The 22583-nt window shown below is 62.0% G+C and carries 22 protein-coding genes; 12 read left to right on the top strand and 10 right to left on the bottom strand.

Annotation, left to right across the window (positions count from 1 at the left end):
• The first annotated feature begins 17 nt into the window (after window positions 1–17).
• The 3 genes from prfA (at window position 18) to ACR0K9_RS13040 (ending at window position 2729) form a co-directional block, all read left to right on the top strand.
• Window positions 18–1073 (top strand): peptide chain release factor 1, encoded by a 1056-nt coding sequence (gene prfA, locus ACR0K9_RS13050; protein ID WP_480532354.1) that lies wholly within the window; start codon window positions 18–20, stop codon window positions 1071–1073.
• Complete coding sequence (gene prmC, locus ACR0K9_RS13045; protein WP_480823778.1) at window positions 1070–1915, top strand: peptide chain release factor N(5)-glutamine methyltransferase; 846 nt, start codon at window positions 1070–1072, stop codon at window positions 1913–1915. The genes prfA and prmC overlap by 4 nt, the downstream gene beginning before the upstream one ends.
• A gap of 241 nt (window positions 1916–2156) precedes the next feature.
• Window positions 2157–2729 carry a DUF4167 domain-containing protein gene (locus ACR0K9_RS13040; protein ID WP_480532014.1) on the top strand — a complete coding sequence of 191 codons (573 nt, stop codon included), beginning with the start codon at window positions 2157–2159 and terminating at the stop codon, window positions 2727–2729.
• A gap of 58 nt (window positions 2730–2787) precedes the next feature.
• Here ACR0K9_RS13040 and rsmA read toward each other — a convergent pair whose 3' ends face one another.
• The 5 genes from rsmA to lptG form a co-directional block, all read right to left on the bottom strand.
• Window positions 2788–3630 (bottom strand): 16S rRNA (adenine(1518)-N(6)/adenine(1519)-N(6))-dimethyltransferase RsmA, encoded by an 843-nt coding sequence (rsmA, locus tag ACR0K9_RS13035; protein WP_480823776.1) that lies wholly within the window; start codon window positions 3628–3630, stop codon window positions 2788–2790.
• Between the two features lie 81 nt (window positions 3631–3711).
• The gene (gene pdxA / locus ACR0K9_RS13030) at window positions 3712–4677 is read right to left on the bottom strand and encodes a 4-hydroxythreonine-4-phosphate dehydrogenase PdxA (RefSeq protein WP_480823774.1); all 966 of its coding nucleotides are present in this window, start codon (window positions 4675–4677) and stop codon (window positions 3712–3714) included.
• The gene (locus ACR0K9_RS13025) at window positions 4674–5918 is read right to left on the bottom strand and encodes a peptidylprolyl isomerase (protein ID WP_480823772.1); all 1245 of its coding nucleotides are present in this window, start codon (window positions 5916–5918) and stop codon (window positions 4674–4676) included. The genes pdxA and ACR0K9_RS13025 overlap by 4 nt, the downstream gene beginning before the upstream one ends.
• Window positions 5909–8068: an LPS-assembly protein LptD gene (locus ACR0K9_RS13020; RefSeq protein ID WP_480532022.1), complete on the bottom strand. Its 2160-nt coding sequence runs from the start codon at window positions 8066–8068 to the stop codon at window positions 5909–5911. The genes ACR0K9_RS13025 and ACR0K9_RS13020 overlap by 10 nt, the downstream gene beginning before the upstream one ends.
• Window positions 8068–9168, bottom strand: coding sequence for an LPS export ABC transporter permease LptG (gene lptG / locus ACR0K9_RS13015; RefSeq protein ID WP_480823770.1), 1101 nt, complete (start codon window positions 9166–9168; stop codon window positions 8068–8070). Before lptG ends, ACR0K9_RS13020 begins: the two co-directional genes overlap by 1 nt.
• A 219-nt stretch (window positions 9169–9387) precedes the next feature.
• Here lptG and ACR0K9_RS13010 point away from each other — a divergent pair, with 219 nt between their 5' ends.
• Genes ACR0K9_RS13010 through ACR0K9_RS13000 form a run of 3 tightly spaced genes read left to right on the top strand, consistent with a single transcriptional unit; the run spans window position 9388 to window position 12404 of the window.
• On the top strand, window positions 9388–10866 hold the full coding sequence (locus ACR0K9_RS13010) for a leucyl aminopeptidase (RefSeq protein WP_480823768.1): 1479 nt from the start codon (window positions 9388–9390) through the stop codon (window positions 10864–10866).
• 4 nt (window positions 10867–10870) lie between these two features.
• Window positions 10871–11329, top strand: a complete 459-nt coding sequence (locus ACR0K9_RS13005; protein ID WP_480823766.1) for a DNA polymerase III subunit chi — start codon at window positions 10871–10873, stop codon at window positions 11327–11329.
• Between the two features lie 28 nt (window positions 11330–11357).
• Window positions 11358–12404 (top strand): aldo/keto reductase, encoded by a 1047-nt coding sequence (locus tag ACR0K9_RS13000; protein ID WP_480823765.1) that lies wholly within the window; start codon window positions 11358–11360, stop codon window positions 12402–12404.
• A gap of 76 nt (window positions 12405–12480) precedes the next feature.
• Here ACR0K9_RS13000 and ACR0K9_RS12995 read toward each other — a convergent pair whose 3' ends face one another.
• The gene (locus ACR0K9_RS12995) at window positions 12481–13467 is read right to left on the bottom strand and encodes a GlxA family transcriptional regulator (RefSeq protein ID WP_480532032.1); all 987 of its coding nucleotides are present in this window, start codon (window positions 13465–13467) and stop codon (window positions 12481–12483) included.
• A gap of 131 nt (window positions 13468–13598) precedes the next feature.
• Between ACR0K9_RS12995 and bcoG the strand changes: the two genes are divergently transcribed.
• The 3 genes from bcoG to ACR0K9_RS12980 all read left to right on the top strand — a co-directional run bounded on the left by bcoG (window position 13599) and on the right by ACR0K9_RS12980 (window position 16808).
• Window positions 13599–14516, top strand: coding sequence for a 3-dehydrocarnitine:acetyl-CoA trimethylamine transferase BcoG (gene bcoG / locus ACR0K9_RS12990; RefSeq protein WP_480532034.1), 918 nt, complete (start codon window positions 13599–13601; stop codon window positions 14514–14516).
• Window positions 14517–14586: 70 nt separating this feature from the next.
• The gene (locus tag ACR0K9_RS12985) at window positions 14587–16050 is read left to right on the top strand and encodes a carnitine 3-dehydrogenase (RefSeq protein WP_480823763.1); all 1464 of its coding nucleotides are present in this window, start codon (window positions 14587–14589) and stop codon (window positions 16048–16050) included.
• Window positions 16047–16808 carry an SDR family oxidoreductase gene (locus ACR0K9_RS12980; RefSeq protein ID WP_480532038.1) on the top strand — a complete coding sequence of 254 codons (762 nt, stop codon included), beginning with the start codon at window positions 16047–16049 and terminating at the stop codon, window positions 16806–16808. Before ACR0K9_RS12985 ends, ACR0K9_RS12980 begins: the two co-directional genes overlap by 4 nt.
• A gap of 1 nt (window position 16809) precedes the next feature.
• Here ACR0K9_RS12980 and ACR0K9_RS12975 read toward each other — a convergent pair whose 3' ends face one another.
• The gene (locus ACR0K9_RS12975; RefSeq protein ID WP_480532040.1) at window positions 16810–16992 is read right to left on the bottom strand and encodes a hypothetical protein; all 183 of its coding nucleotides are present in this window, start codon (window positions 16990–16992) and stop codon (window positions 16810–16812) included.
• Between the two features lie 76 nt (window positions 16993–17068).
• Window positions 17069–17935 (bottom strand): helix-turn-helix domain-containing protein, encoded by an 867-nt coding sequence (locus ACR0K9_RS12970; protein WP_480823761.1) that lies wholly within the window; start codon window positions 17933–17935, stop codon window positions 17069–17071.
• 109 nt (window positions 17936–18044) lie between these two features.
• On the opposite strand from ACR0K9_RS12970, the gene ACR0K9_RS12965 reads away from it, so the two are divergent.
• Genes ACR0K9_RS12965 through ACR0K9_RS12955 form a run of 3 tightly spaced genes read left to right on the top strand, consistent with a single transcriptional unit; the run spans window position 18045 to window position 20067 of the window.
• Entirely contained in the window at window positions 18045–18248 is a 204-nt protein-coding gene (locus ACR0K9_RS12965; RefSeq protein WP_480823759.1) for a DUF2061 domain-containing protein, read from the top strand.
• Window positions 18241–19143 (top strand): fatty acid desaturase, encoded by a 903-nt coding sequence (locus tag ACR0K9_RS12960; RefSeq protein WP_480823757.1) that lies wholly within the window; start codon window positions 18241–18243, stop codon window positions 19141–19143. The genes ACR0K9_RS12965 and ACR0K9_RS12960 overlap by 8 nt, the downstream gene beginning before the upstream one ends.
• Before the next feature lie 21 nt (window positions 19144–19164).
• Window positions 19165–20067, top strand: a complete 903-nt coding sequence (locus tag ACR0K9_RS12955) for an EamA family transporter (protein WP_480823755.1) — start codon at window positions 19165–19167, stop codon at window positions 20065–20067.
• Here ACR0K9_RS12955 and ACR0K9_RS12950 read toward each other — a convergent pair.
• Both ACR0K9_RS12950 and ACR0K9_RS12945 read right to left on the bottom strand, forming a co-directional pair.
• Window positions 20064–21443, bottom strand: a complete 1380-nt coding sequence (locus tag ACR0K9_RS12950) for a DEAD/DEAH box helicase (RefSeq protein WP_480823753.1) — start codon at window positions 21441–21443, stop codon at window positions 20064–20066. The two genes, ACR0K9_RS12955 and ACR0K9_RS12950, sit on opposite strands and share 4 nt — an antisense overlap.
• A gap of 183 nt (window positions 21444–21626) precedes the next feature.
• Window positions 21627–22568 (bottom strand): glycosyltransferase family 2 protein, encoded by a 942-nt coding sequence (locus tag ACR0K9_RS12945; RefSeq protein ID WP_480823751.1) that lies wholly within the window; start codon window positions 22566–22568, stop codon window positions 21627–21629.
• Window positions 22569–22583 lie beyond the last annotated feature (15 nt).

The following is a 22583-nucleotide window of genomic DNA, read 5'->3' as shown; positions in this document are numbered from 1 at the left end:
TGAGAGACACCCCGCGGATGATCCCCGAAGAACGCCTTGAACAGATCACCCAGCGATTCCAATACCTCGAAGCGGCCATGGCCGATGGCGCCTCGGGCGGGGATATTGCGGCCTTGGCCAAAGAGTATTCCGACCTCAAGCCGGTGGTTGATCAGATCATGGCGTGGCGGCAGCTGACCGCTGATCTGACCGAGGCGCAGGCGATGCTGGCCGATCCGGACATGAAAGAGCTGGCCGAAGAGGAAATCCCCGACCTGCAGGCCCGTATCCCCGAGGCCGAGCATGCGTTGCAACTGGCGCTGTTGCCCAAGGACGCCGCCGATGCGCGCCCGGCGATGCTGGAGATCAGGCCCGGCACCGGCGGGGATGAGGCGGCTTTGTTTGCCGGAGACCTGCTGCGGATGTATCAGCGATACGCTGAGGCGCGGGGCTGGCAGTTCGAGATCATCGAGGAACAGGCCTCGGATCTGGGCGGGATCAAAGAGGTGGTGGCCCATATCAAGGGCGACAACGTCTTTGCGCGGATGAAGTACGAATCCGGCGTGCATCGGGTGCAGCGGGTGCCCGAAACCGAAAGCGGTGGGCGGATTCATACCTCGGCGGCGACGGTGGCGGTGCTGCCCGAGGCTGAGGATGTGGACATCCAGATCGACGCCAACGACATTCGGATCGATACGATGCGCAGCTCGGGCGCAGGGGGGCAGCACGTCAACACGACGGATTCGGCGGTACGGATCACACACTTGCCCAGCGGCATCGTGGTGACCAGTTCCGAGAAATCCCAGCATCGTAACCGCGAAATTGCAATGCAGGTGCTGAAAACGCGGCTTTACGATCTGGAACGGCAGCGGATCGACAGCGAGCGGTCTGCCGATCGCGCCAGTCAGGTGGGCTCGGGCGACCGGTCGGAGCGGATCAGGACTTATAACTTCCCCCAGGGCCGCATGACGGATCACCGCATCAACCTGACGCTGTATAAGCTGGATCAGGTGATGCAGGGCGATCTGGATGAGGTGATCGACGCGCTGACCGCCGATGATCAGGCCCGGCTGCTGGCTGAGATGGCGCAATGATTGCGGCGCTGACAGCGGCGCAGGCCATGGTGGCCGCCACTGCGCGTTTGCGGGCCGCCGGCGTGCCCGATCCGGCGCGGGACGCGCGAGTGCTGCTGGCCCATGCTGCGCGGATCGAGGCCAGCCGGGTGACGCTGATCGCGCCCGAAGAACTGCCCGTCGATATCGCGGAGCGCTATGATCAGCTGATTTCGTTGCGGGCCATTCGGGTACCGGTGTCGCATCTGCTGGGCGAGCGCGAATTCTACGGTCGCCGGTTCCGGGTCAGCCGCGATGTGCTCGATCCGCGTCCCGAGACGGAGGCGTTGATCGAGGCGGCGCTGAGCGAGCCGTTTGACCATCTGCTGGATCTGGGCGTGGGCTCGGGCTGTATCCTGATCACTTTGCTGGCCGAGCGCAGCAGCGCCTCGGGGCTGGGTGTGGATCTAAGCGAATCTGCCTGCCTGCAGGCCAGCGCCAATGCGGTGCAGCATCAGGTGCAGGCACGGGCGGAGATTCGGCAATCTGATTGGTTTGAGAACATTGAGGGGCAATTTGACCTCATTGTTTCGAATCCGCCCTATATTTCCGTTGAGGAGATGGACGGGCTGTCGCCTGAAGTGCGCGAACATGAACCGCGTATGGCCCTGACCGATGAAGGGGACGGGTTGGGCGCGTATCGCCGGATTGCTGCCTCGGCGCCGGATTTTCTGATGCCGGGCGGGCGGTTGCTGGTCGAGATCGGGCCGACGCAGGGCAATTATGTCGCGGCTTTGTTCGATGCGGCAGGGTTGGTGGAAACGCGCATAATCCCTGATCTGGACGGTCGGGATCGTGTCGTCGGCGCCAGAATGCCGCAATAGGCAGGGCATCTGAGGCTGAAATGCGCCGATTGATGTAAAAAAGCTGCGAAATATCGGACAAAGCCCTTGTCTGAATGCGCAGGACATGTTTACTCAGGATTAGTCGGAGAGGTTGACGCTGTTTCAGCGCGCCCCTGACGCCAAGCCCAAAAAAGTCGATGACGCGTTACGGCACAAGCCACTGAGCAGCGTAAGGTACGGGTTGATCGACAGAGAATTGACAAGGCTGACGTAAAGTAAGATGAGATCCTCCAAATCCCGTTCGCGGGCCAAGAACAACCGCAATCGTCCTTCCGGCGGCAACGTCGTAAACCGGGTTTTTGACAGCTCGGGTCCCGAGGGCAAGGTGCGTGGTACGCCGCAACAGATCATTGACAAGTACAACCAGCTGGCGCGCGACGCGCAGCTGTCCAATGACCGCGTGGCCGCCGAGAACTTTCAACAGCATGCCGAGCATTATCTGCGCATGTTGAGCGAGGCGCAGCGCGAGATCGAAGCCCGCCGCGAAGAGCAGGAGCGCCAGAACCGCGAACGCCAGGCCGAGCGTGACCGCGAGCGCGCCGAGCGTCAGGAACGTGAAGCGGCCCGCCAGGCCGATCCTGCAGAAGCGCCGCAGCCCGATGTGATGGATTTCGGTGAGCCCGAGCCTTCACCCGAGAGCGGTTTGGTCGAGACGCCCGAGAACAAAGGCGCAGAGGCTCCGGAAAAGAAAGAGAAGCCTGCGCGCAAGCCGCGCGCGCGTAAGCCGAAGCCTGCACCGGCAGAAGAGGCTGCGCCCAAGGCTGATGGTGATACGCCTGAAGCGGCGGAGTGAAGCCAGTCTCAGAAGAGACAAAGCCCCGAGGTTTCGACCCGGGGCTTTTTTCTTGGTGTCAGCTTTTTCGGACTTCGCGGGCCAGCGCGCAGAAGGCTTCTAGCGGAACCTGTTCGGCGCGTTCCGTGGGCTGGATACCAGCGGCTAGAAGACGGTCTTCGATATCTGGTGCGAGGCCTTTCAGCGAAGCGCGCAGCATCTTGCGGCGTTGGTTGAAGGCAGCTGCCACGACACGAGACAGCGTGGCGGCGTCCGCCGGATAGCGCGGTTCAGGCAGGGCGGTCAGGTGGACCACGGCGCTGGAGACCTTGGGCGGCGGTGTGAAGGCTCCGGGCGGCAGCGACAGGGCGATGCGCGCCTCGGCCCGCCACTGGGCCAGGATGGCGAGGCGGCCATAGGCTTTGCTGCCGGGGTGGGCGACGATGCGTTCGGCCACTTCACGCTGGAACATCAGCGTCAGGCTTTGCCAGAAGGGCGGCCATTGGGGTGGGGTGAGCCAGCGGACCAGAAGCTCGGTCCCGACATTGTAGGGCAGATTGGCGGCCACGCGGATGGGCGGAGTCAGATGCGCCAGCGGATCGATTTCCAGCGCATCGCCGTTGATAACTTCCAGCCGCCCCGGATAGGCGGCGGCGATGTCGTTCAGGGCGGCGATGCAGCGGGTGTCTTTTTCCACCGCCACGACCTTGCGTGCGCCTTCGGACAGCAGTCCTCGGGTCAGGCCACCGGGGCCGGGGCCGATCTCCAGCACGTCGCATTGGGTCAGATCCCCGGCCTGGCGTGCGATCTTGGCGGTCAGGTTGAGGTCGAGCAAGAAGTTCTGGCCCAGCGATTTGCGGGCCGAGAGCTGGTGGGTTGCAATGACCTCACGCAGGGGGGGAAGGGAGTCGATGGCGCTCATGGCTTCACCGTTGCGTGGGTTGAGGTCGGAGCGCCAGAGATTTCTTGCCTCCGGCGGGGATATTTATGGCCAGATGAAGCATTAGCGGGTTTGCGCCATGGTTTGGGCGAGTTTCAGGGCCTGGATCAGGCTGGTGGGGGTGGCGATGCCTTTGCCTGCGATGTCCAGTGCGGTGCCGTGATCGGGCGAGGTGCGGATGAAGGGCAGACCCAGCGTGACGTTGACGCCCTTGTCGAAATCCAGCGTCTTGATCGGGATCAGGGCCTGATCGTGATACATGCAGATGGCCGCGTCATAGTTGGCGCGCGCTGCGGCGTGAAACAGCGTGTCGGCCGGGTGTGGGCCGGTGATGGTTGTGTTCTCGACATTCAGATCGGCCAGAAGAGGCGCAATCCAATCCATCTCTTCGGTGCCCATTTTGCCACCTTCGCCCGCATGGGGATTGAGGCCCGCGACGGCGATCCGGGGGTGCGGCAGGCCGAATTGGGTGCGCAGGCTGTTGGCGGTGATTTCGATGGTGTCACGCAGCAGGTCGGGGGTGAGTGCCGAGGGAACTTGCCGCAGCGGGATGTGGATCGTGGCAGGAACCACCCTCAGCTGATCGCTGGCGAGCATCATGACGACTTGCTTGCGCCCTGCAAGGGCTGCAAGGAACTCGGTATGGCCCGGATAAGCGAAGCCCGCCCCATCGATCAGGGCCTTTTTGTTGATCGGCGCAGTGCAGAGGGCCCAGGCCGCGCCGGACTGGACCAAGGCGACGCCTTTTTCGATGCAGTCGATGACCGAGGGCGCATTGGCCGGGTCTGGGTGACCGGGACGATTGGGGGCCGGGAAATCAACCTGCAACACGGGCAGGGCCGATGCGCTGACGGCGGTAGCTTCGGCGGGGTCGGCGATCCGGGTAACGGGTGTGCCGTCGGGCAGGTGCGCGGCATCGCCGATGTAGAAGAACGGACAGCTGTCGCGCAGCGCGTCCCAGGCTTTGGCCGCGATCTCGGGGCCGACACCGGCAGGGTCGCCGCAGCTGAGCGCGATCGGGCCTGTCATTGCTCGACGATAACGGCGTCTGCCCGGAGTTGTTCCAGAAGGCTGTCGGCAAAAGCCTGCAGCCGCTGCTGCGTCAGCGCGTTGGCGACGTCGACGCGGGTGGTGTCCTCGCCCAGATCGCGGGTGCGGTTGCACAGCATCAGGAACATCAGTGTCTGGCCGTTGTTGCGGGTCAGCGTGGTCGAGACTTCGTTCGGATCCAGCTTGGCCAGTTCCAGCGCGACGTCGCGCGGAATTTCTGAAGGCTTGGCGGTGACGCGTTCCAATACCTCGGTGGGTTGTTCCTTGGCGAGGCCGTAGAGATCATCGCAGGTATCGATCTCTTCCTTCAGCTTGGCCGCCTCTGCCAGGGTTTCGGCGCTGCGGCCACCAGCGAGGTAGTAGATGGCATAGTCGATTTCGGAATAGTTTGGCGCGCCGGCGGCAACTTCGCGTATCCCACGCATCTGGAACAGAGCGACTGCGTTGGGCAGGGTCAACGGATCGGTGATATCACCGTTCTTCAGGCTCAGAATCACCGGTTGCAGAGCGGGCGGCAGATCGTTGAGGGACAGCCAGTCGAGACGACCGCCATTTTCTCGTGTCGCAGCCGCAGAGTATTGCGTTGCGGCAGCCGAAAAGCTGTCCTGGTCCGGAAGGCGGGCGATTTCCTCGGCCAATGCTTCGGCCTGAGCCTGTGTTTGCGGGGTGACGGGGATGATGATCTCGGACATCAGGACCTGTAGGCCACCGCCGCCGCCCTGACCGAGTGCGCGGTTGATCTCATCCTCGGTGGGGCGGGCCTGGGACAGGTAGCGCGCAGCAACAAAATCGCGCCAGGACAGCTGATCGGCGACGAAATCGCGCACGGTTTCGCGTGAAATGCCCTCGTCGCCGAGCAGCCGGAGGAATTCTTCAGCGCTGAAATTGCCGCGCGAGGCGAGCGTGTCGATTCCGGATTGAACGTCCTCGGGCGCGGCCTGAATTCCGGCGTCGCGCATCGCCTGTTTGCGCAGGCGGTCGTCGATCAGGGCGCGCCGTACTTCCTCTTCGGAGCTGCCTGGAATGCCGAGCAGTTCCATAAACTGTTGGCGCTGCTGCAGTTCGTACCAGGTCACGATGTCCTGATTGACGCGGATGGCGGGCGAGAAGGGGCTTTGACTGAAAGCCTGTGGTGCAGTCATGACCCCAAGGATCAGGGCGAAGGATGCGGCGCGCCAGCCGGAACGGAGAATTGTGGTGAAACCTGAGATCAACTGCATCTTTTCTTGAAACTCTTCCCATCGCCTTTGACGGAATACCCTGTGAGGGCTACGGTAAAGCCGAATTCTGTCGAAGGCTCAATACTTGATGTCGATGTAAAGCGCCTGTTGACGGTCATGTTAACCTGTACACATTCGTTACTGTAGGTCAGCCCGAAGCCCAGGCGGAGTGGTTCGGATTGCGCAAGATCATACCGCGCGCTGGCGCGCGTCCGCCAGTTTTGGTCGATCCGGTAGCGTCCTGCAACCCTGAGTTCAGAGATTTCATCTGTATTGAGTTCGGCCGGATCGGGTTCAAGCCAGACATATCCCGCGCTGAGCGATGTCTGACCTTTGCTCCAGGCGGCGCGCAGCTCGGCCTTGGTAAAGCTGAAATCGCTGTTCAGCAGACCGCGACCCGCAAGGGTCAAGCCGTTGCCGTTGTCCAGTTGACCGGCCAGCAGCAGGTCCGACTGGGTGCCTTGCAGGCCTGAAGTCAGGGTGAAATCGGGATCAGCATCGCTGCGAAAGACCTGACCGACCGTGGCCAGCGCCCGCCAGCCGTTGGTTGCATAGCGGGCCCAGTTCACACCGACGACAGCCGTGGTCCCATTTTCCCGGCGGTCCACGGCGGGGAACCGCGACAGGGACAGAAGGTTGCCCTGATCGAATTCCTGAAAGGTGCTTTCGTCATTGGGCACATCGGTGTCCGAGACGTCGGTCCATCCGACCTGAACGATGGGCTCCAGAATCTGGGTCGCGCCGGTTTGTTCCCGCCGTTGCAGCGGATAGCGCAGTGTCAAAGCAGCACGCGGGGTGATGCGGGTGACATCGTTTGGAAAATCGCTGTCGTTGCGGATATTGAACGTATCGACCGCCGCACCCAGCCGCGCATCGGCGCGAAACCCGGCAGGAAGCGTCCAGCTGCGCAGCCATTCCGCATCGGCCGTGGCGCGGGCCACGTCGCGGCCGATGATATCCGCATCGCTGGTACGGGTATGTGTATGCCCGTTGAAGGCCAGCGCGATCTCGCCGCCCAGGGCTTTGGGGAAGTAACGCTTGCGGTAGTCGATATCGAAGATGCGCGAGGGGATCTCGTCCTGCTCTTCGCTGTCGCGCAGGGTTTTGTAATGGATGAAACTGGTGCGGAACGCGGTGTCGCGTTTGATCCGTTCCAGCGCGATCTCGCTGCGCAGCCGGTCGAAATCAGGCAGGCCGTAATCGGCCAGATAGGCGTCGTCCGAACTGGTCTTGATATCAAAAGTCAGCCGGTAGCTGTTGCGCAGATTGAAATAGCCATCGGCGAAGAAATAGCCGCGGTCCTGATTGGGCTGGATGTCATCGCGGGTGAAGGCCCCGCGCAGCTCAATACGGCCCCTTTTGAAGGCTTGGCGGTAGCGCAGGCCAAGGGTGCGGGTTTTGGAGGACACATATGGCGTGACTGTCAGGTCTTTGTGATCGCCCAGCTTGAAGAAATACGGAACCTGCACCCCGGTCCCCAGTTGCGAGGTGGTACGGATTGACGGTACGAGAAAGCCGGTGGCCCTTTCAAGCGTCGGATCGGGCAGGCGCAGATAGGGCAGATAGAAGACCGGCACGTCCAGTACACGGAACTGGGCGCCTTCGAAATACAGTTGCCGCTCAAGCTGATCATGGGTCACCTTGCGGGCGCGGATTTGCCAGAGCGGCGGTTTGCCGTTGGCGCAGACATGGCACGAGGTCGCGGCGACCTTGCTGAACTGCGTATACCGCCCCGCCGCCCGCGTCGCCTGAACCGAGGCGATTTGTATCTGCTGGTCGAACACCATCCGCGCGCCGGTCAGCAATCCGTTCTGAATGCCACTGTCCAGCTCTGCGGAATCGGCCAGCAGCGTGGATTGCCCGCCCTGATCGATGCGGATCGGGCCGGTCAGCGTCAGCTCTCCGGTTTCGCGGTCATAGGTTACGCTTTGGGCGCTGAGCTTTATATCACCCTGATAGGCCTCGACATTGCCTTCGGCGACCAGTTTGCGATCCGGCGTGATGAAGATCTGATCGGCCACCAGCAGCGCAGGCTGGTTCTGTTCCGCAGCGTCGGTTGCACCAGACGTGCCGTCGGTCTGGGCTGTCGTCGCAACGGGCAGCGACAGGATCAGAGCGCTGGACAGCAGCAGGGGAAGAAGTGCGCGCATCAGCCGTCCTCCGCATGAAGTAGAAGGCCAAGGGACAGCATGATCCCGGCGCAAGGTGGGGCCCAGGCGGCGACCAGAATAGGCAACTGCCCGTTTTCCCCGAGAATCTGAGCAAAATTGCGGATGAAATAGATGCCAAACCCCAGCAGCACGGCAGTCAGCACCGCCACACCGGTTCCGCCAAAGCGCACATGGCGCATGGTGAAGGCCGCGCCGATCAGCACCATCGAGACCAGAAACAGCGGACGTGCCAACTGTACCTGCAGCCAGACCTCATATTGTTTGGTCGAGAATCCGGCCTCCTGCAGGTCTCGAATTAACTGCGGCAGGTCGTAGACCGAGACCGAATCCTGCTGTCCCAGCGTGTCCAGAATACGGTCGCGAGTCAGGGTGGTCGGCAGGTTCAGCACCTCATGGGTGACCGCGTTGGTTTCGGGGTTGAGGTCATCTTCGAGCGTCCAGACCTTGGCATCCTGCAAAGCCCAGTGTCCGTTTTTCAACTCGGCGCGCCGGGCTGCGATCTGTTCGGTCGGTTTGCCATCGGGTGAGAAGGTCGTGATCGTCACGTTGCGCAGGGCGAATCTGTCGCCATTGGCGGTACTGCGCGCATGGATGACCGATTGCCCGCTGGCCGAACCTTGCCGCAGCCACAGCCCGTCGCGGCTGATCGACAGGGCGGAACTGCCGTTGTTGCGAAAGTCATCCGACAGGCGCTGGTATTCTTCGGAGGTGGCCGCGGCGATGGGGTTAAGCAGTGCAACCGCCAGTGCGCCGATGACCAGCGCCAGCATCACCGGGGCCAGCAGCGCCCGGATGCCCGATCGACCGGTGGCGCGCGTCACCACCAGTTCCGAGCTGCGGGCAAGGCCAACGAACAGCGCGATTGTGGCCAGGATCATCAGCAGGGGCAGCATCTCGCTGATGGCTGAAGGTGTGTTCAGAAGGGTCAGCCGCAAAAGCTGTCCGAAGGACAGGCCAACCCCGTCAAAGCGGCGCACCTGTTCGATCAGGTCGATCAGGATCATCAGGGTCAGAAAAATTCCGCCGATCACCAGAAAGCTCTGGATGAAACGCCGGGCAAAATAACGGTCTAGGATCACGCAGGCATCTCCGCCCGATCCCGGCATTGGAGATTCGCACACCGCGCCGGACCCATGCCCGACAGCCTATGCCTGCCGATTGATGCCACGTACTCTCCCCCGAGCCTGCCGTTATTTTGGCGCGACCATAATGCAAATGACGGGCGGGGAAAACTGCTATCTGGTCAACTGCGACCGCGCGGGCTAGGTCTTGGGCAACGCATTTTTCAGGAGAATGATATGAGCAGTCTGGTCCCCGTCCGTTTTACCGCTGTTGATCTGGATGCCATGGCCACCGCCAAGGGCCGCGTTGCGATCATCATCCCCGATGATGGCAAGATGAACCCCGCCGCCCGCCGTGCCAACCGCCTGACCAAGGGAGCCGTTGTACGCCTGGTCGAGAGCGAACGGTTCGGAAAGGCCAAGACCGGTGATGTAATCCCTATGGCATGGCCTGCGGGGATGGAGGCTATTGCGCTGGACGTGCTGGTGCTGCCGCGCCGCCCCGACAGTGATGAGGCGCGCAAGGCCGGAGCCAAGCTGGCGAAGCTGGCCGCAGGCAAGCCGGTTCTGGTGATGGCGGGCAATCAGCTGCGCATCGAGGATCTGGCCTTGGGCATGGCGCTGCGGGCCTATGATTTCGACGTACACAAGACCAAAGAGGCCGATCCCGCCGGCGCGATTGTGATCGCCTATGCAAAACCGGATGAGGCCGGGGCGGCCTTTGCGCCGCTTTATGCGGTGGCCGATGGCGTTCGCATGACCCGTGATCTGACCAATGAACCTGCGAATGTCCTGACCACCACCGAATTCGCCAACCGTCTGGCCGAGATGGAATCGCTGGGCCTGAAGGTCGAGGTTCTGGACGAGGGCAAGCTGGCCGAGCTGGGTATGCGCACGCTGCTGAGCGTCGGGCAGGGGTCCGAAAGCCCCTCAAAAGTGGTGGTGATGCACTGGAACGGCGGAGACAAGGACGACGCGCCGCTGGCGCTGGTCGGCAAGGGCGTGGTGTTCGACACCGGGGGGATTTCGTTGAAGCCTGCGGGCGGTATGGAAGACATGACCATGGATATGGGCGGCGCCGGTGTGGTCGCGGGCACCATGCGGGCGCTGGCCAAGCGCAAGGCCAAGGCCAATGTCGTGGGTCTGGTCGGGCTGGTCGAGAATATGCCATCCGGCAACGCTACCCGCCCGGGCGATGTGGTGAAGTCGATGAAGGGCGACACGGTCGAGATCATCAACACCGATGCCGAGGGCCGTTTGGTTCTGTGCGACGTCATGTGGTACGCGCAGGATCGGTTCAATCCGGTCGGCATGATCGATCTGGCCACCCTGACCGGGGCAATTGTTGTTGGTCTGGGGCATGAGAATGCCGGGGTGTTCTCGAACAACGACACGTTCTGCGATGCCTTCCTGAAATCGGCCAAGGCCGAGGATGAGGGCGCGTGGCGGATGCCTCTGGGTGCGAAATATGACGAACTGCTGAAATCGCGCATCGCCGATATGAAGAATGTGGGCGGGCGAGCGGCAGGGTCGATCACCGCAGCGCAGTTCCTGCAGCGCTTCGTCAAGGAAGAGACGCCGTGGATCCACCTGGATATCGCTGGTGTGGCCTCGGTCTCGGCCGAGACGTCCTATGCGCCCAAAGGCGCCACCGGCTGGGGCGTGCGCGCGCTGAGCCGGTTCGTGCAGGACAATTTCGAAACCGCGGAAGAATGATCCCGTGGGGGCCGTCTATTTCTATCACCTGACCCGTCAGCCGCTGGAGCACACTTTGCCTGTGCTGCTGGACAAGGCGCGGCAGGCCGGGTGGCGGATTGCCGTGCGGGGTGTTGATCCCGCGCGGATGGACTGGCTGGATGAAAGATTGTGGCTGGGGTCCGAGGAGGGATTCCTGCCGCATGGCCGCGCCGGTGGGCCGCATGATGCGGCACAGCCCATTTTGCTGACCACCGGACCGGATGCCGTCAACGGCGCGACCTGCGTCATGACGGTGGATGGTGCTGCCGTCGAGGCCGACGAGGTGCAGGCGCTGGAGCGGGTTTGTATCCTGTTTGACGGGACCGATCCGGAGGCGGTGCAACAGGCACGGGGCCAGTGGAAGACGCTGACTGGTGCGGGATGTTCGGCGCAATATTGGTCTGAGGAATCAGGACGTTGGGAGAAGAAGGCCGAGGCTTGATCGGCTGCATTTATTCAGGAGATTTCGGATGAAAATGAAGCCTTTGGGCCGCACGGATATTGTCGTGTCGGATCTGTGTCTGGGTACGATGACCTTTGGCACGCAGACCTCGGAATCGGATGCGCATCGACAGATGGATATGGCGCTTGCGGGCGGCATCAATTTTGTCGATGCGGCGGAAATGTACCCGGTGAACCCGATCTCGAAAGAGACTGTGGGACGCACCGAAGAGATTCTGGGCAACTGGAACGCTGCCAACCCGTCCCGGCGTGGAGATTATGTATTGGCCACCAAGCATTCGGGCGAGGGGTTCGTTCATGCGCGGAACGGGGCGCCGATTTCGAAAGAGACCATCCCGGAAGCCATCGAAGGCTCGTTGCGGCGGCTGCGGACGGATTGCATCGACCTCTATCAGTTTCACTGGCCCAATCGCGGAAGCTATATGTTCCGGCAGAACTGGGATTACGCACCTTCGGGTCACAACCGCGATGAGGTCGTGGCCGAGATGCAGGAAAGTCTGATCGCGCTGCAGGCGCAGGTCGACAAGGGCAATATCCGCGCCTTTGGCTTGTCGAACGAAAGCGCCTGGGGCACGGCGCAATGGCTGCGCGCCTCGGATGAGGTCGGAGGTCCGCGCGTCGCGTCGATTCAGAACGAGTATTCGCTGATGTGCCGCCTGTTCGACACTGATCTGGCCGAGCTGTGCATGTTCGAGGATGTGGGCCTTTTGGCGTTCTCACCTCTGGCGGCGGGGTTTCTGACGGGCAAGTATCAGGGTGGTGCGGTGCCTGAAGGATCGCGGATGTCTCTGGTGCCGGAGATGGGCGGGCGCACCTCGCCGAGGGCGTTTGATGCGGTTGCCGCCTATCTGGAGATCGCCGCGCGGCATGGGCTGGACCCGGTGCATATGGCCTTGGCCTGGTCTCAGAGCCGCCCGTTCATGGGATCGGTGATTTTCGGGGCAACGACGACCGCGCAGCTGGATCATATTCTGGCGGGCAAGGATCTGGTGCTGTCGCCCGAGGTGCTGGCCGAGATCAGCGCGGCCCATCGGGCGTTTCCGATGCCTTACTAGGGCAGAGGGGGCTCTGCCCCCGTCGCCCGAGGCGACTCCCCCGGGATATTTTTCGCCAGATGAAGCTGGGATCCCGTCAGTGATGGGTGGGTTGCGTGCGGTCTTGTCTGAGGTCGCGGGCCGAGAGGCCGTGGGCGGTGCGGAAGGCGCGGGCGAAGCTGGATTGCGAAGCGAAGCCGGTGGCCAGTGCCACCTCGAACAGCGGCATGTCGGTGTCGGTGACCAGACGTCGGGCCTCGGCCAGTCTGAGTTGCAGGTAATGATCCTGCGGGGTGGTGTTCAGGCGCAGGCGGAATTGCTGTTGCAGGGTGCGCGGGCTGGTGCCCAGTGTTTCCGCGATATTGGCCAATGGCAGCGGGTCATCCAGCGACGATTCCATCAGCGTGTTGGCCTTGGCCGTCAGCGCCGTGTGGCGGTGCGGAATACCGGTGCGGCTTTGCGGTTTCGACGGCTCGGGCGCGCCTTCATAGAGGAACAGGCCCGAGACACGGGCAGCGAACCCTGCGCCGTGGCGGGCAGCGATGATGTGCAGCATCATCTCGACCGCCGGCATTGCGCCGCCCGAGGTCAGGCGGTTATCGGAAACGGTGAACCGGTCGGGCCGGACCGTCACCTCGGGGAAGCGGGCGGCGAAATTGTCCAGATCCTCCCAATGGGTGGTGGCGGCGTGACCGTCCAGAAGCCCGGCTTCGGCCAGCAGCCAGGGGCCGCCATCGATGCCGGCCATGGTGGCGCCGGTACCGGCAATGCGGCGCAGACCGGCCAACAGGCTGGGGGTGGCGTGGCGCGCGAGCTGGAAGCCTGCCACGACAATCATCAGATCGCAGCCCTGCAGCCGCGCCAGCGGGATGCCGGGTACATTGAGGGCGCTGGTCAGCATGGCCGGTTCCGCGGTGGCGGTGACATAATCCCAGTCGAACGCGGGGCGGTCGGCCAGACGATTGGCGGCGCGCATCGGATCGACCGCTGCGGCGAAGCTGAGCGTGTTGCATTCGTCCAGCACCAGCACCGCCGTTTTCAGCGCGCGGTGTTCAGGCTGGAGTATGTTTTTTGCGGATTTCATCAAGTTCGATTCGCATTCTGGCAAGTGTTTCCACAAGGCTGCGTCAGAGTTTGTCGTGACGCAAATCGGAATCCGGGGAGAAGTCTGGGGAAAACCCATGGCGAAACCGGGTATAAGTTGGGGAAAACACCATGCCTCTGGAAATGAACCGCGAAGTCTTCATCACCTGCGCCGTCACCGGGTCAGGCGGGACGCAGGATCGAAGCCCGCATGTGCCGCGCTCGCCGCAGCAGATCGCTGACAGCGCGATAGCTGCGGCCAAGGCCGGTGCGGCGGTGGTGCATTGCCATGTGCGCGACCCCGAGACCGGCGCGCCCAGCCGTCGGCTGGATCTGTATCGCGAAGTCACCGACCGTATTCGGGACGCCGATGTGGATGTGGTGCTGAACCTGACCGCAGGGATGGGGGGCGACATCGTGTTTGGCGGTGTCGAGAGCCCGTTCCCGGTGAATGAAGCAGGGACCGACATGATTGGCGCGTCCGAGCGGGTGGCGCATATCGCGGAATGTCTGCCCGAGATATGCACGCTCGATTGTGGCACCATGAATTTTGCCGAAGCCGATTACGTGATGACCAACACCCCCGGCGCGCTGCGGGCGATGGGGCAGATGATGACCGACATGGGCGTCAAACCCGAGATCGAGGCCTTCGATACCGGTCATCTGTGGTTTGCCAAGCAATTGGTGAAGGAGGGGATTCTGGAGCCGAACGCTCTGGTTCAGCTCTGCATGGGCGTGCCGTGGGGCGCGCCCGACGATCTGAACACCTTCATGGCGATGGTGAACAATGTGCCGGATGACTGGACCTTCAGTGCGTTTTCGCTGGGGCGGAACCAGATGGCCTATGTGGCGGCGACCGTGCTGGCGGGCGGCAATGTGCGGGTCGGGCTGGAGGACAATCTGTGGCTGGACAAGGGCGTGCTGGCCGAGAACTGGCAGTTGGTTGAACGGGCGGGCACCATCATCGAGAATATGGGCGCGCGGGTGATCGGGCCGCAGGAAGTGCGTGAGAAGCTGGGGCTGGTCAAGCGGGCGCCGGTTGCGAAGTAAGGGCGGGTTGGGGGCCAGCCCCCAAACCCCCGGAGTATTTTTGAAAAGATGAAGTTTGGGGCGTGACTGGATGAAAACGGCGGCAATCATCGGTGGTGGAGTTATCGGCGGCGGATGGGCCGCGCGGTTCTTGCTGAATGGCTGGGATGTACGGGTGTTCGATCCGGACCCCGAAGCCGAGCGCAAGATTGGTGAGGTTCTGGACAATGCCCGACGGTCTCTGCCGGGGTTGAGTGATGTGCCTTTGCCGCCCGAAGGGGCGTTGAGTTTTCATGAGGATTTGGCTGACGCGGTTCAGGGGGCCGTCTGGATTCAGGAGAGCGTGCCGGAACGGCTGGACCTGAAGTTGAAGGTTTACAAAGGGTTGCAGGCGGCGTGTGAGCCGGAGGCGATCATCGGGTCCTCGACCAGCGGGTTCAAGCCGTCGGAACTGCAGGAAGGCGCGTTGCGGCCCGAGCAGATCGTGGTGACGCATCCGTTCAATCCGGTCTATCTGTTGCCGCTGATCGAACTGGTGCCGACCGACAAGAACCCTCCTGAGATGGTCGAACAGGCCAGGGAATTGCTGACTTCGGTCGGGTTCTTCCCGCTTCACATCAAAAAAGAGATCGACGCCCATATCGCCGACCGGTTCCTTGAGGCGGTCTGGCGCGAGGCGTTGTGGCTGGTCAGTGACGGTATCGCCACGACGGAAGAGATCGATGAGGCGATCCGCATGGGCTTTGGCATCCGCTGGGCGCAGATGGGTCTGTTCGAAACCTACCGCGTGGCGGGTGGCGAGGCCGGGATGCGGCATTTCATGGCGCAGTTCGGCCCGGCGCTGAAATGGCCCTGGACCAAATTGATGGATGTGCCCGAGTTTACCGATGAATTGGTCGATCTGATTGCCGATCAGTCGGATGCGCAATCGGGAATGCACTCGATCCGCGAGTTGGAGCGTATCCGCGACAACAATCTGGTGGGCATGATGCGGGCGCTCAAGGCGCAGAATTACGGAGCCGGGGCGGTGCTGAACCAGCATGATGCGATGCTGAAGCCTGGTGCTTTGCCGACGCTGGATCAGGCGGATCTGAGCCAGCCGATCCTGACGCTGGCCCGTGCCGTGCCGCTGGATTGGACCGATTACAACGGTCACATGAATGAGGCGAAGTATCTGGAAGCCTTTGCCGCCGCCACCGACCGGTTCATGGAAATCATCGGTTGCGATATGGACTATATCCAGTCGGGCGGCAGCTATTTCACCGCTGAGAACCACATCCGATACATGAACGAGGTCCACGCGGGGGCGAAGATCGAAGTGCGCACGCAGATGCTGCTGGGGCAGGGCAAGAAGCTGCATGTGTTCCACGAGATGTATGCCGGTGAGACGTTGCTGGCGACCGGCGAGAGCTTTTTGCTGCATGTCAGTCTGGAAACCCGCCGTCCCAGCCCTCCATCGCCCGAGATCGAGGCTGCGATGGAGCGGATTGCCGAGGCGCAGGCCGGGTTGCCCTATCCGGACGGCGCAGGCGCTGCGATCCGCAAACCCGCATGAGCGGCCGGGTTCTGATCACGGCAGGGGCTTCGGGCATCGGACGGGCGATGGCCGAGGCGTTCGATGCTGCGGGGGCGCAGGTCTGGGTTGCCGATATGGACCCGGAGGCGCTGGCCGATTGTCCGGCGCATTGGAAATGCAGTCAGTTGGATGTCTCGGATGAGGCGGCGGTGGCGGCGCTGTTCTCTGAGATTGAGGCCGATTGGGGCGGGTTGGATGTGCTGTGCGCCAATGCCGGCATTGCCGGGCCGACGGCTGCGGTTGAGGATGTGGCGCTAAGCGATTGGCAGTCCTGCCTTTCCGTAAACCTTGAAGGTGCGTTTCTGTGCAGCAAATACGCCACCCCGATCATGAAACGGCAGCGCAGCGGCGCAGTTCTGATCACGTCGTCGACGGCGGGTCAGTATGGCTATCCCAACCGCGCGCCCTATGCGGCGGCGAAATGGGGCATGGTGGGGCTTGGCAAGACACTGGCGATGGAGCTTGGGCCACATGGCATCCGCTGCAACGTCATCTGCCCCGGCTCAGTCGAAGGCCCCCGGATGGAGGGTGTACTGCAGCGCGAGGCCGACGCCAAGGGCATGACCCGCGATCAGGTTTATCAAGGCTATGCCTCGGGCACGTCAATGGGCCGCTTTGTCGAAGCGCGGGACATCGCGAATATGGCCGTGTTTCTGGCGTCAGATGCGGCGCGGCTGGTGTCGGGTCAGGTGATCGCGGTGGATGGTCATACGGTCAATCCCGACCCGAAACTGTAGCTCAGCCCTGATTGGGGCCGCGAATCTGGCGGATTGCGCCGCGAACGGCTTGCCAGTCCTGCGCCTCCTGCTTGTTTCCGGCGGCTTCGCATTCGCGCATTTTCTGCGCGGCTTCGGCCTCGGCCCGATCCCCGTGGGCGGCATAGAGGGCTCGTGCGTATTGAGCGGTCTTGAGTGCGTCCATTCCTGTCATCCTCCATCTCAGATCGGAATGTCTGATGGTTCGCGCCAAACGACTATACTACAGGTTACGGCTCAGGTCATGTCCGGGTGATTTCGGCCCGTAACTGGTTCAGATAACAGGGGATTTCACGGGCGGTCATGTCTGCCTCGCGCACCAAACGGTCGAAATGGCGGGTAAACACCTCGATCCGGTCGCGGTCGCGGAAGGCCATATAGTGGCTGCCCGCATAGAATACGCAGAGCAAGGGGCCGAATATCGTGACCGGCGCGGAATAGAGCCGCTTGGCATCAAACAGATAGATACGCAGCCGGGGATAGAGCTGTTCGCAAAGCGCCAGCAGATGGTCGATCTGGTCCAGTCGTGCCTGCAACGGCAGCCCCTCGTAGTAACCGGTCGCCTGCGCAAAGCTCTCCAATTCATAGAGCGGCATTGCGATCTCATAATCCGATTGCGCGCTGCGCATCCATGAAAGGCGATCCTCGGACGCGCCAATCGCCTGATCTGCGGTGCGGCCCAGATGCGGGGCGTATTCCCATTCCAGCACGGCGCGGGTCTTCAGCATGTCGGGCAGGGTGGCCGGGACATAGCGGATTTTGTAGCCCGCGGCCTCCTGATGCCATTCGAAGATACGCTCATCGACCAGCGCTCGTGCGGCTTCGGTCAACGTCAGGGAGCTGGCGAGCAGTTCAGCCGCGCTTTCGGGACGGTCAGAGAGGCCCAGCAACCAGTCCACCGAGACACCAAGCGCCGAGGCGCAACTGCCCACCACATGCGCGTTGGGCAGGCGCGCGCCAGCTCCGGTCAGCAGTTGCGAAATGGTCGAGCGGTCCACGCCGATATTGCGGGCAAGGGCACTTTGGCTGATATCCCGATCCTGCATGGCGCGGGCAAGACGTTGGCGAAACTGCGCCGCGCGGTCGCGTTTGTCGATATTATCCGTCATGTGGTGTAAATTATCACAGATGTTGAAAGTTGTTAATCATATTCAGAATTCCCGAACCATGGCCCTGTCTGTAACGCTGAAATGACAAAAACAATACATGGGGTCCGGAATGGAGACGCGACGAAGATCGGTCGTGAAGGCTGTGGTGTGGAATGCGATGGGGCTGGCGGTGATGACGCTGGTGGGCCTGATCGCGACGGGATCAGCCGCAGTGGGCGGGGTGCTGGCGCTGGTCAATACGGCGATTGGCCTGACCCTCTATGCTATTTACGAGCGCATCTGGGCCGGTATCGCGTGGGGTCGCAATGGCTGAACCCACGACACCGAAATCGCCTGAATGGGTTACTTTTGGCCTGATCGTGGGATGTTACCTTGTATGGCTGGGCACCGTGTTCTGGCTGGCGGGCGTAACCTTGTGGCTGGCCGTTCCAGCGATGGGGTTGATCGCGGCGCTGCACTCGTCGCTGACGCATGAGGCGTTGCACGGGCATCCGTTCCGGCAAAAGTGGTTGAATGAAGCGCTGATGGCGCTGCCCCTGACGCTGTTCATCCCGTTCAACCGGTTCCGGGATTTGCATCTGGCCCATCATTGCGATGCCAACCTGACCGATCCATATGACGACCCGGAAACCAACTATCTCGACCCGCAGGTCTGGGCTGCGCTGTCCGGGTGGCAACGGCGGTTGTATATGATCAACAACACTCTGCTGGGCCGCATGGTTCTGGGGCCTGCGATCGGGCAGGCGGCGTTTCTGAGGGATGAATGGCGCGGCGCGCGGCGCGGGAATCGGGATATCTTGCTAGCCTGGGCCTTGCATTTGCCCGGAATGGCCGTGGTTCTTTGGATTGTCTCCCTGTCACCAATGCCGGTCTGGGCCTTCGTTTTGTCGGCCTATATCGGGTTGGGGCTGGTTAAGATCCGCACCTTTCTGGAACATCGCGCACATGAAAAGTCCCGTGCGCGAACCGTTATCGTCGAAGACCGTGGCCTGCTGGCTTTTCTGTTTCTGAACAACAATCTGCATGTCGTTCATCACATGAATCCAGCGGCCCCGTGGTACCGTCTGCCCGCGCTCTATCGCGCCGGGAAAGAACGCTATCTGGCCTGCAACGAGGCTTATGTCTACCGCTCTTACGCCGACATCTTCCGGGCTTATTTCTGGCGCGCCAAGGACCCGGTAGCGCATCCGCTCTGGCCAAAGCCCTGATTTGAGGACAGAAGGGAAGCCATGAGCTTATGGATTCCCGTCACCATCGCCGCCGCCACGTTTCAGACCGTGCGGTTCATGCTGCAGAAATCGCTGAGCAGCGTGAAACTGTCGGCTGCAGGTGCAACATTTGCGCGGTTCGCCTATTCCATGCCGCTGGCACTGCTGGGCCTGTTCATCGCGCTGCAGGTGACCGGGTTTGAGCTGCCGTTGCTGACAGCGCGGTTCTGGGTGTTTGCGGTGATTGGCGGGACATCGCAGATTCTGGCGACGATCTGTGTGGTGGCCCTGTTCAAGCAGCGCAACTTTGCAGTCGGGATCACTTTCAAGAAAACTGAGGTTATTCAGACCGCTATCGTGGGTTTCCTCATCCTCGGGGATCAGGTCTCGACCGGTGCGTTGGGGGCCATTCTGCTGGGGCTGATGGCGGTGCTGTTGCTGTCGAAAACCCCCGGTGGCGATGGGGCCTGGTGGCATAATCTGACCAACAAGGCCTCGCGTCTTGGGCTGGGGTCCGGGGTGCTGTTTGCCTTTTCCTCGGTCACTTATCGCGGTGCCTCTTTGGAGCTGGGCGATATCGACGCGTGGTTCCGGGCGCTGGTGACGCTGGCCGTGGTGGTGAGCTTCCAGTTCGTCAGCATGGGCCTGTGGCTGCTGTGGCGCGACCGGGCCGAGTTGCAGGCGGTGTGGCAGACACGGAGCACTGGTGTCTTTGTCGGGCTCACCAGCCTCAGCGGATCGTTCTGCTGGTTCTTCGCCTTCACGCTGCAGAACGCAGCCTATGTGAAGGCGCTGGGACAGGTGGAACTGATCCTCAGCCTGTTTGCTTCGCTGCTGTTCTTCCGCGAGAGCATCACCCGGCGCGAGATCGCCGGGATGGCCTTGCTGGGTCTGTCGATACTGGCGCTGGTGCTGGCGATTTAGGACGCGTCTGCGTCCGCCAGGGCCGAGGTGCCTGCGCGCCGTTCTTCAAAGCTGAGCGCGATGAAGCTGGGCAGGTGGTCGCCCATACCCACAACCGCCGGGCCGCTGTCTTCGCGACGGCCACGACCACGGCCTCTGGGCTCACGATCCTTCTTGCCTTCGCTTTTCTTGCTTTCGGCGGGTTTGGTTTTCTTTTCGGGCTTGGGCTTTTCAGCCTTCGGTTCTTCCTTGACTGGGTTGTCGAGGCGCGGAATGTCCTTCTGGATCAGCTTTTCGATCGCATCCAGAGCCTTTTCGTCGCGGCCCGAACAGATCGTGACGGCCTTGCCCTCGCGCCCGGCGCGGCCGGTACGGCCGATGCGGTGCACATAGTCCTCGGCATGGCCGGGAACGTCGAAGTTGAACACGTGGCTGACCGACGGGATATCCAGCCCCCGCGCGGCCACGTCCGAGGCCACCAGCAGACGCAAAGATCCATCGCGGAACCCATCCAGCGTTTTCATCCGCTGCGACTGGTCCAGATCGCCATGGATGGCGGCGGCATTGTAGCCGTATTTCTTCAGCGACTTGGCGCAGATATCCACATCTGTCTTGCGGTTGCAGAAGATGATGGCGTTGGTGCACTTGTCGCCTTCGGCGTCGATCAGCGCGCGCAGGACCTTGCGTTTATTGCTGGCCTCGCGGTCGCGTCGACCGCCTTTGAACATGACCACGCCCTGTTCGATGGTCTCGGATGCGGTGGCCTGACGGGCAACCTCGATCCGGGCCGGGGCGGACAGGAACGTGTCGGTGATGCGTTCGATTTCCGAAGCCATGGTGGCCGAGAAGAACAGCGTCTGACGTGTGAACGGCGTCAGCGAGAAGATGCGTTCGATGTCGGGGATAAAGCCCATATCCAGCATCCGGTCGGCTTCGTCCACCACCATGATCTGCACGCCGGTCAGCAGAAGCTTGCCGCGCTCGAAATGGTCCAGCAGGCGGCCCGGAGTGGCGATCAGCACGTCGACGCCCCGGTCGATCAGGGCGTCCTGTTCCTTGAAGCTGACGCCGCCGATCAGCAGCGCCTTGGTCAGCTTTACATTTTTGGCGTAGGTGTCGAAGTTTTCCGCCACCTGTGCCGCAAGCTCCCGTGTCGGGCACAGCACCAGCGAACGCGGCATCCGCGCCCGTGCGCGGCCACGGGCCAGCAGGGTGATCATCGGCAGAGTGAAGCTGGCGGTTTTACCCGTACCGGTCTGGGCAATGCCCAGAACATCGCGCCCTTCCAGCGCAGGGGGAATCGCGCCTTCCTGGATCGGAGTGGGGTTTTCGTATCCGGCTTCCTCAATGGCTTTGAGGACCTTCGGGTTCAGGTTCAGTTCGCTAAACTTTGTCATGTATGTCCGGTTCATGCGGACACTTGACCTGGCCCGCGCGTCTGAAAAATGCCGGGCCCGGATGGCCATGCGCCCAGTGCGCATAACGGCTGAGGCGGGGCATAACAAAAACGTGGGGCAGGGTCAAATGAAGAGGTCATAACTTGCCGCTTCTTTGCCGAATGCGCGATTTACCGCAACAATTCAGATGCTTCCGGGGAAGTGTTTCGCCACTTTCTGATCCAGATTCAGCGGCCTGTGCCGGATCAGCTCGTGATCTTCCAGCCGGGTGCGCACATCTTCATCAGCGGCGCTCATCTCATCATAAAAAGCACGCAGCCCGTCGGGGCCATGTTCCGCCTCGATCCAGCTGAGAAGTTCGTGCATGTTCAGCCCGCCGCGTTCGCGGGGCACATTCGGCGACATGCCCGCCTGATAGGACCCGCGATCCATCCGAAAGCGCAGATGCGCCTGCCAGTGATCCCAACTGGGTGCATGGCGGTGACACAGGTCAATCTGCGGCAGTTCCGTTTTTACCGGCAGAAGCACTTTGTTCTGGAACAGGTTGTGAATGCGGTAGTTGAGGTTCTCCATCCCCGTGCGCACGAACAGCTTGCCTTGCGTGTGGCTGAGGAACCCGCCCAGAACAAATCCGCCGTAGTTGGGATAGAGGGTTTCGACCAATGCTTCGCGGTTCGGGCCTCTGGGGATATGCGCCTTAAAGAGGTCCTCGTCCCCGGCAATCGCTTCGATCGGGCGCATTCGAACGGCGGGGGTCTCTGCCGGGATCTCCGACAGCAGTTCGGTGATGGGCTTTGCGGGCCACAAAAACTCGTCCACATCGATATGGGCCAGCCAGTCCAGATGGGTGTTGCGATAGACAAACGTCGCGTGGACGGTCTGGCGCAACTGGTGCTTTTCCGGGCGGTTGCGCTTGCGTTTTTCCCAAAAAGCGTCATCGCAGATGCGCACGCGTACCTTGGGATGCTGCCGCAGCGCGCGAAAGGCGCGGCGGTTGGGTTCGTCCAGATAGACATACATCTGGTCCGCGCCCAGATCGAGGTGATGGGCGACGAAGCGCAGGATATCCCGGGCCTCGCCACGGACCATCGAAACGATGCCCCAGGTTGGATGACCTTTGGTCATGGGCGGGCCATCCTT

It is taken from the genome of Ruegeria sp. L12, assembly GCF_056531745.1.
This window is presented reverse-complemented; position numbering and strand designations above follow the sequence as displayed.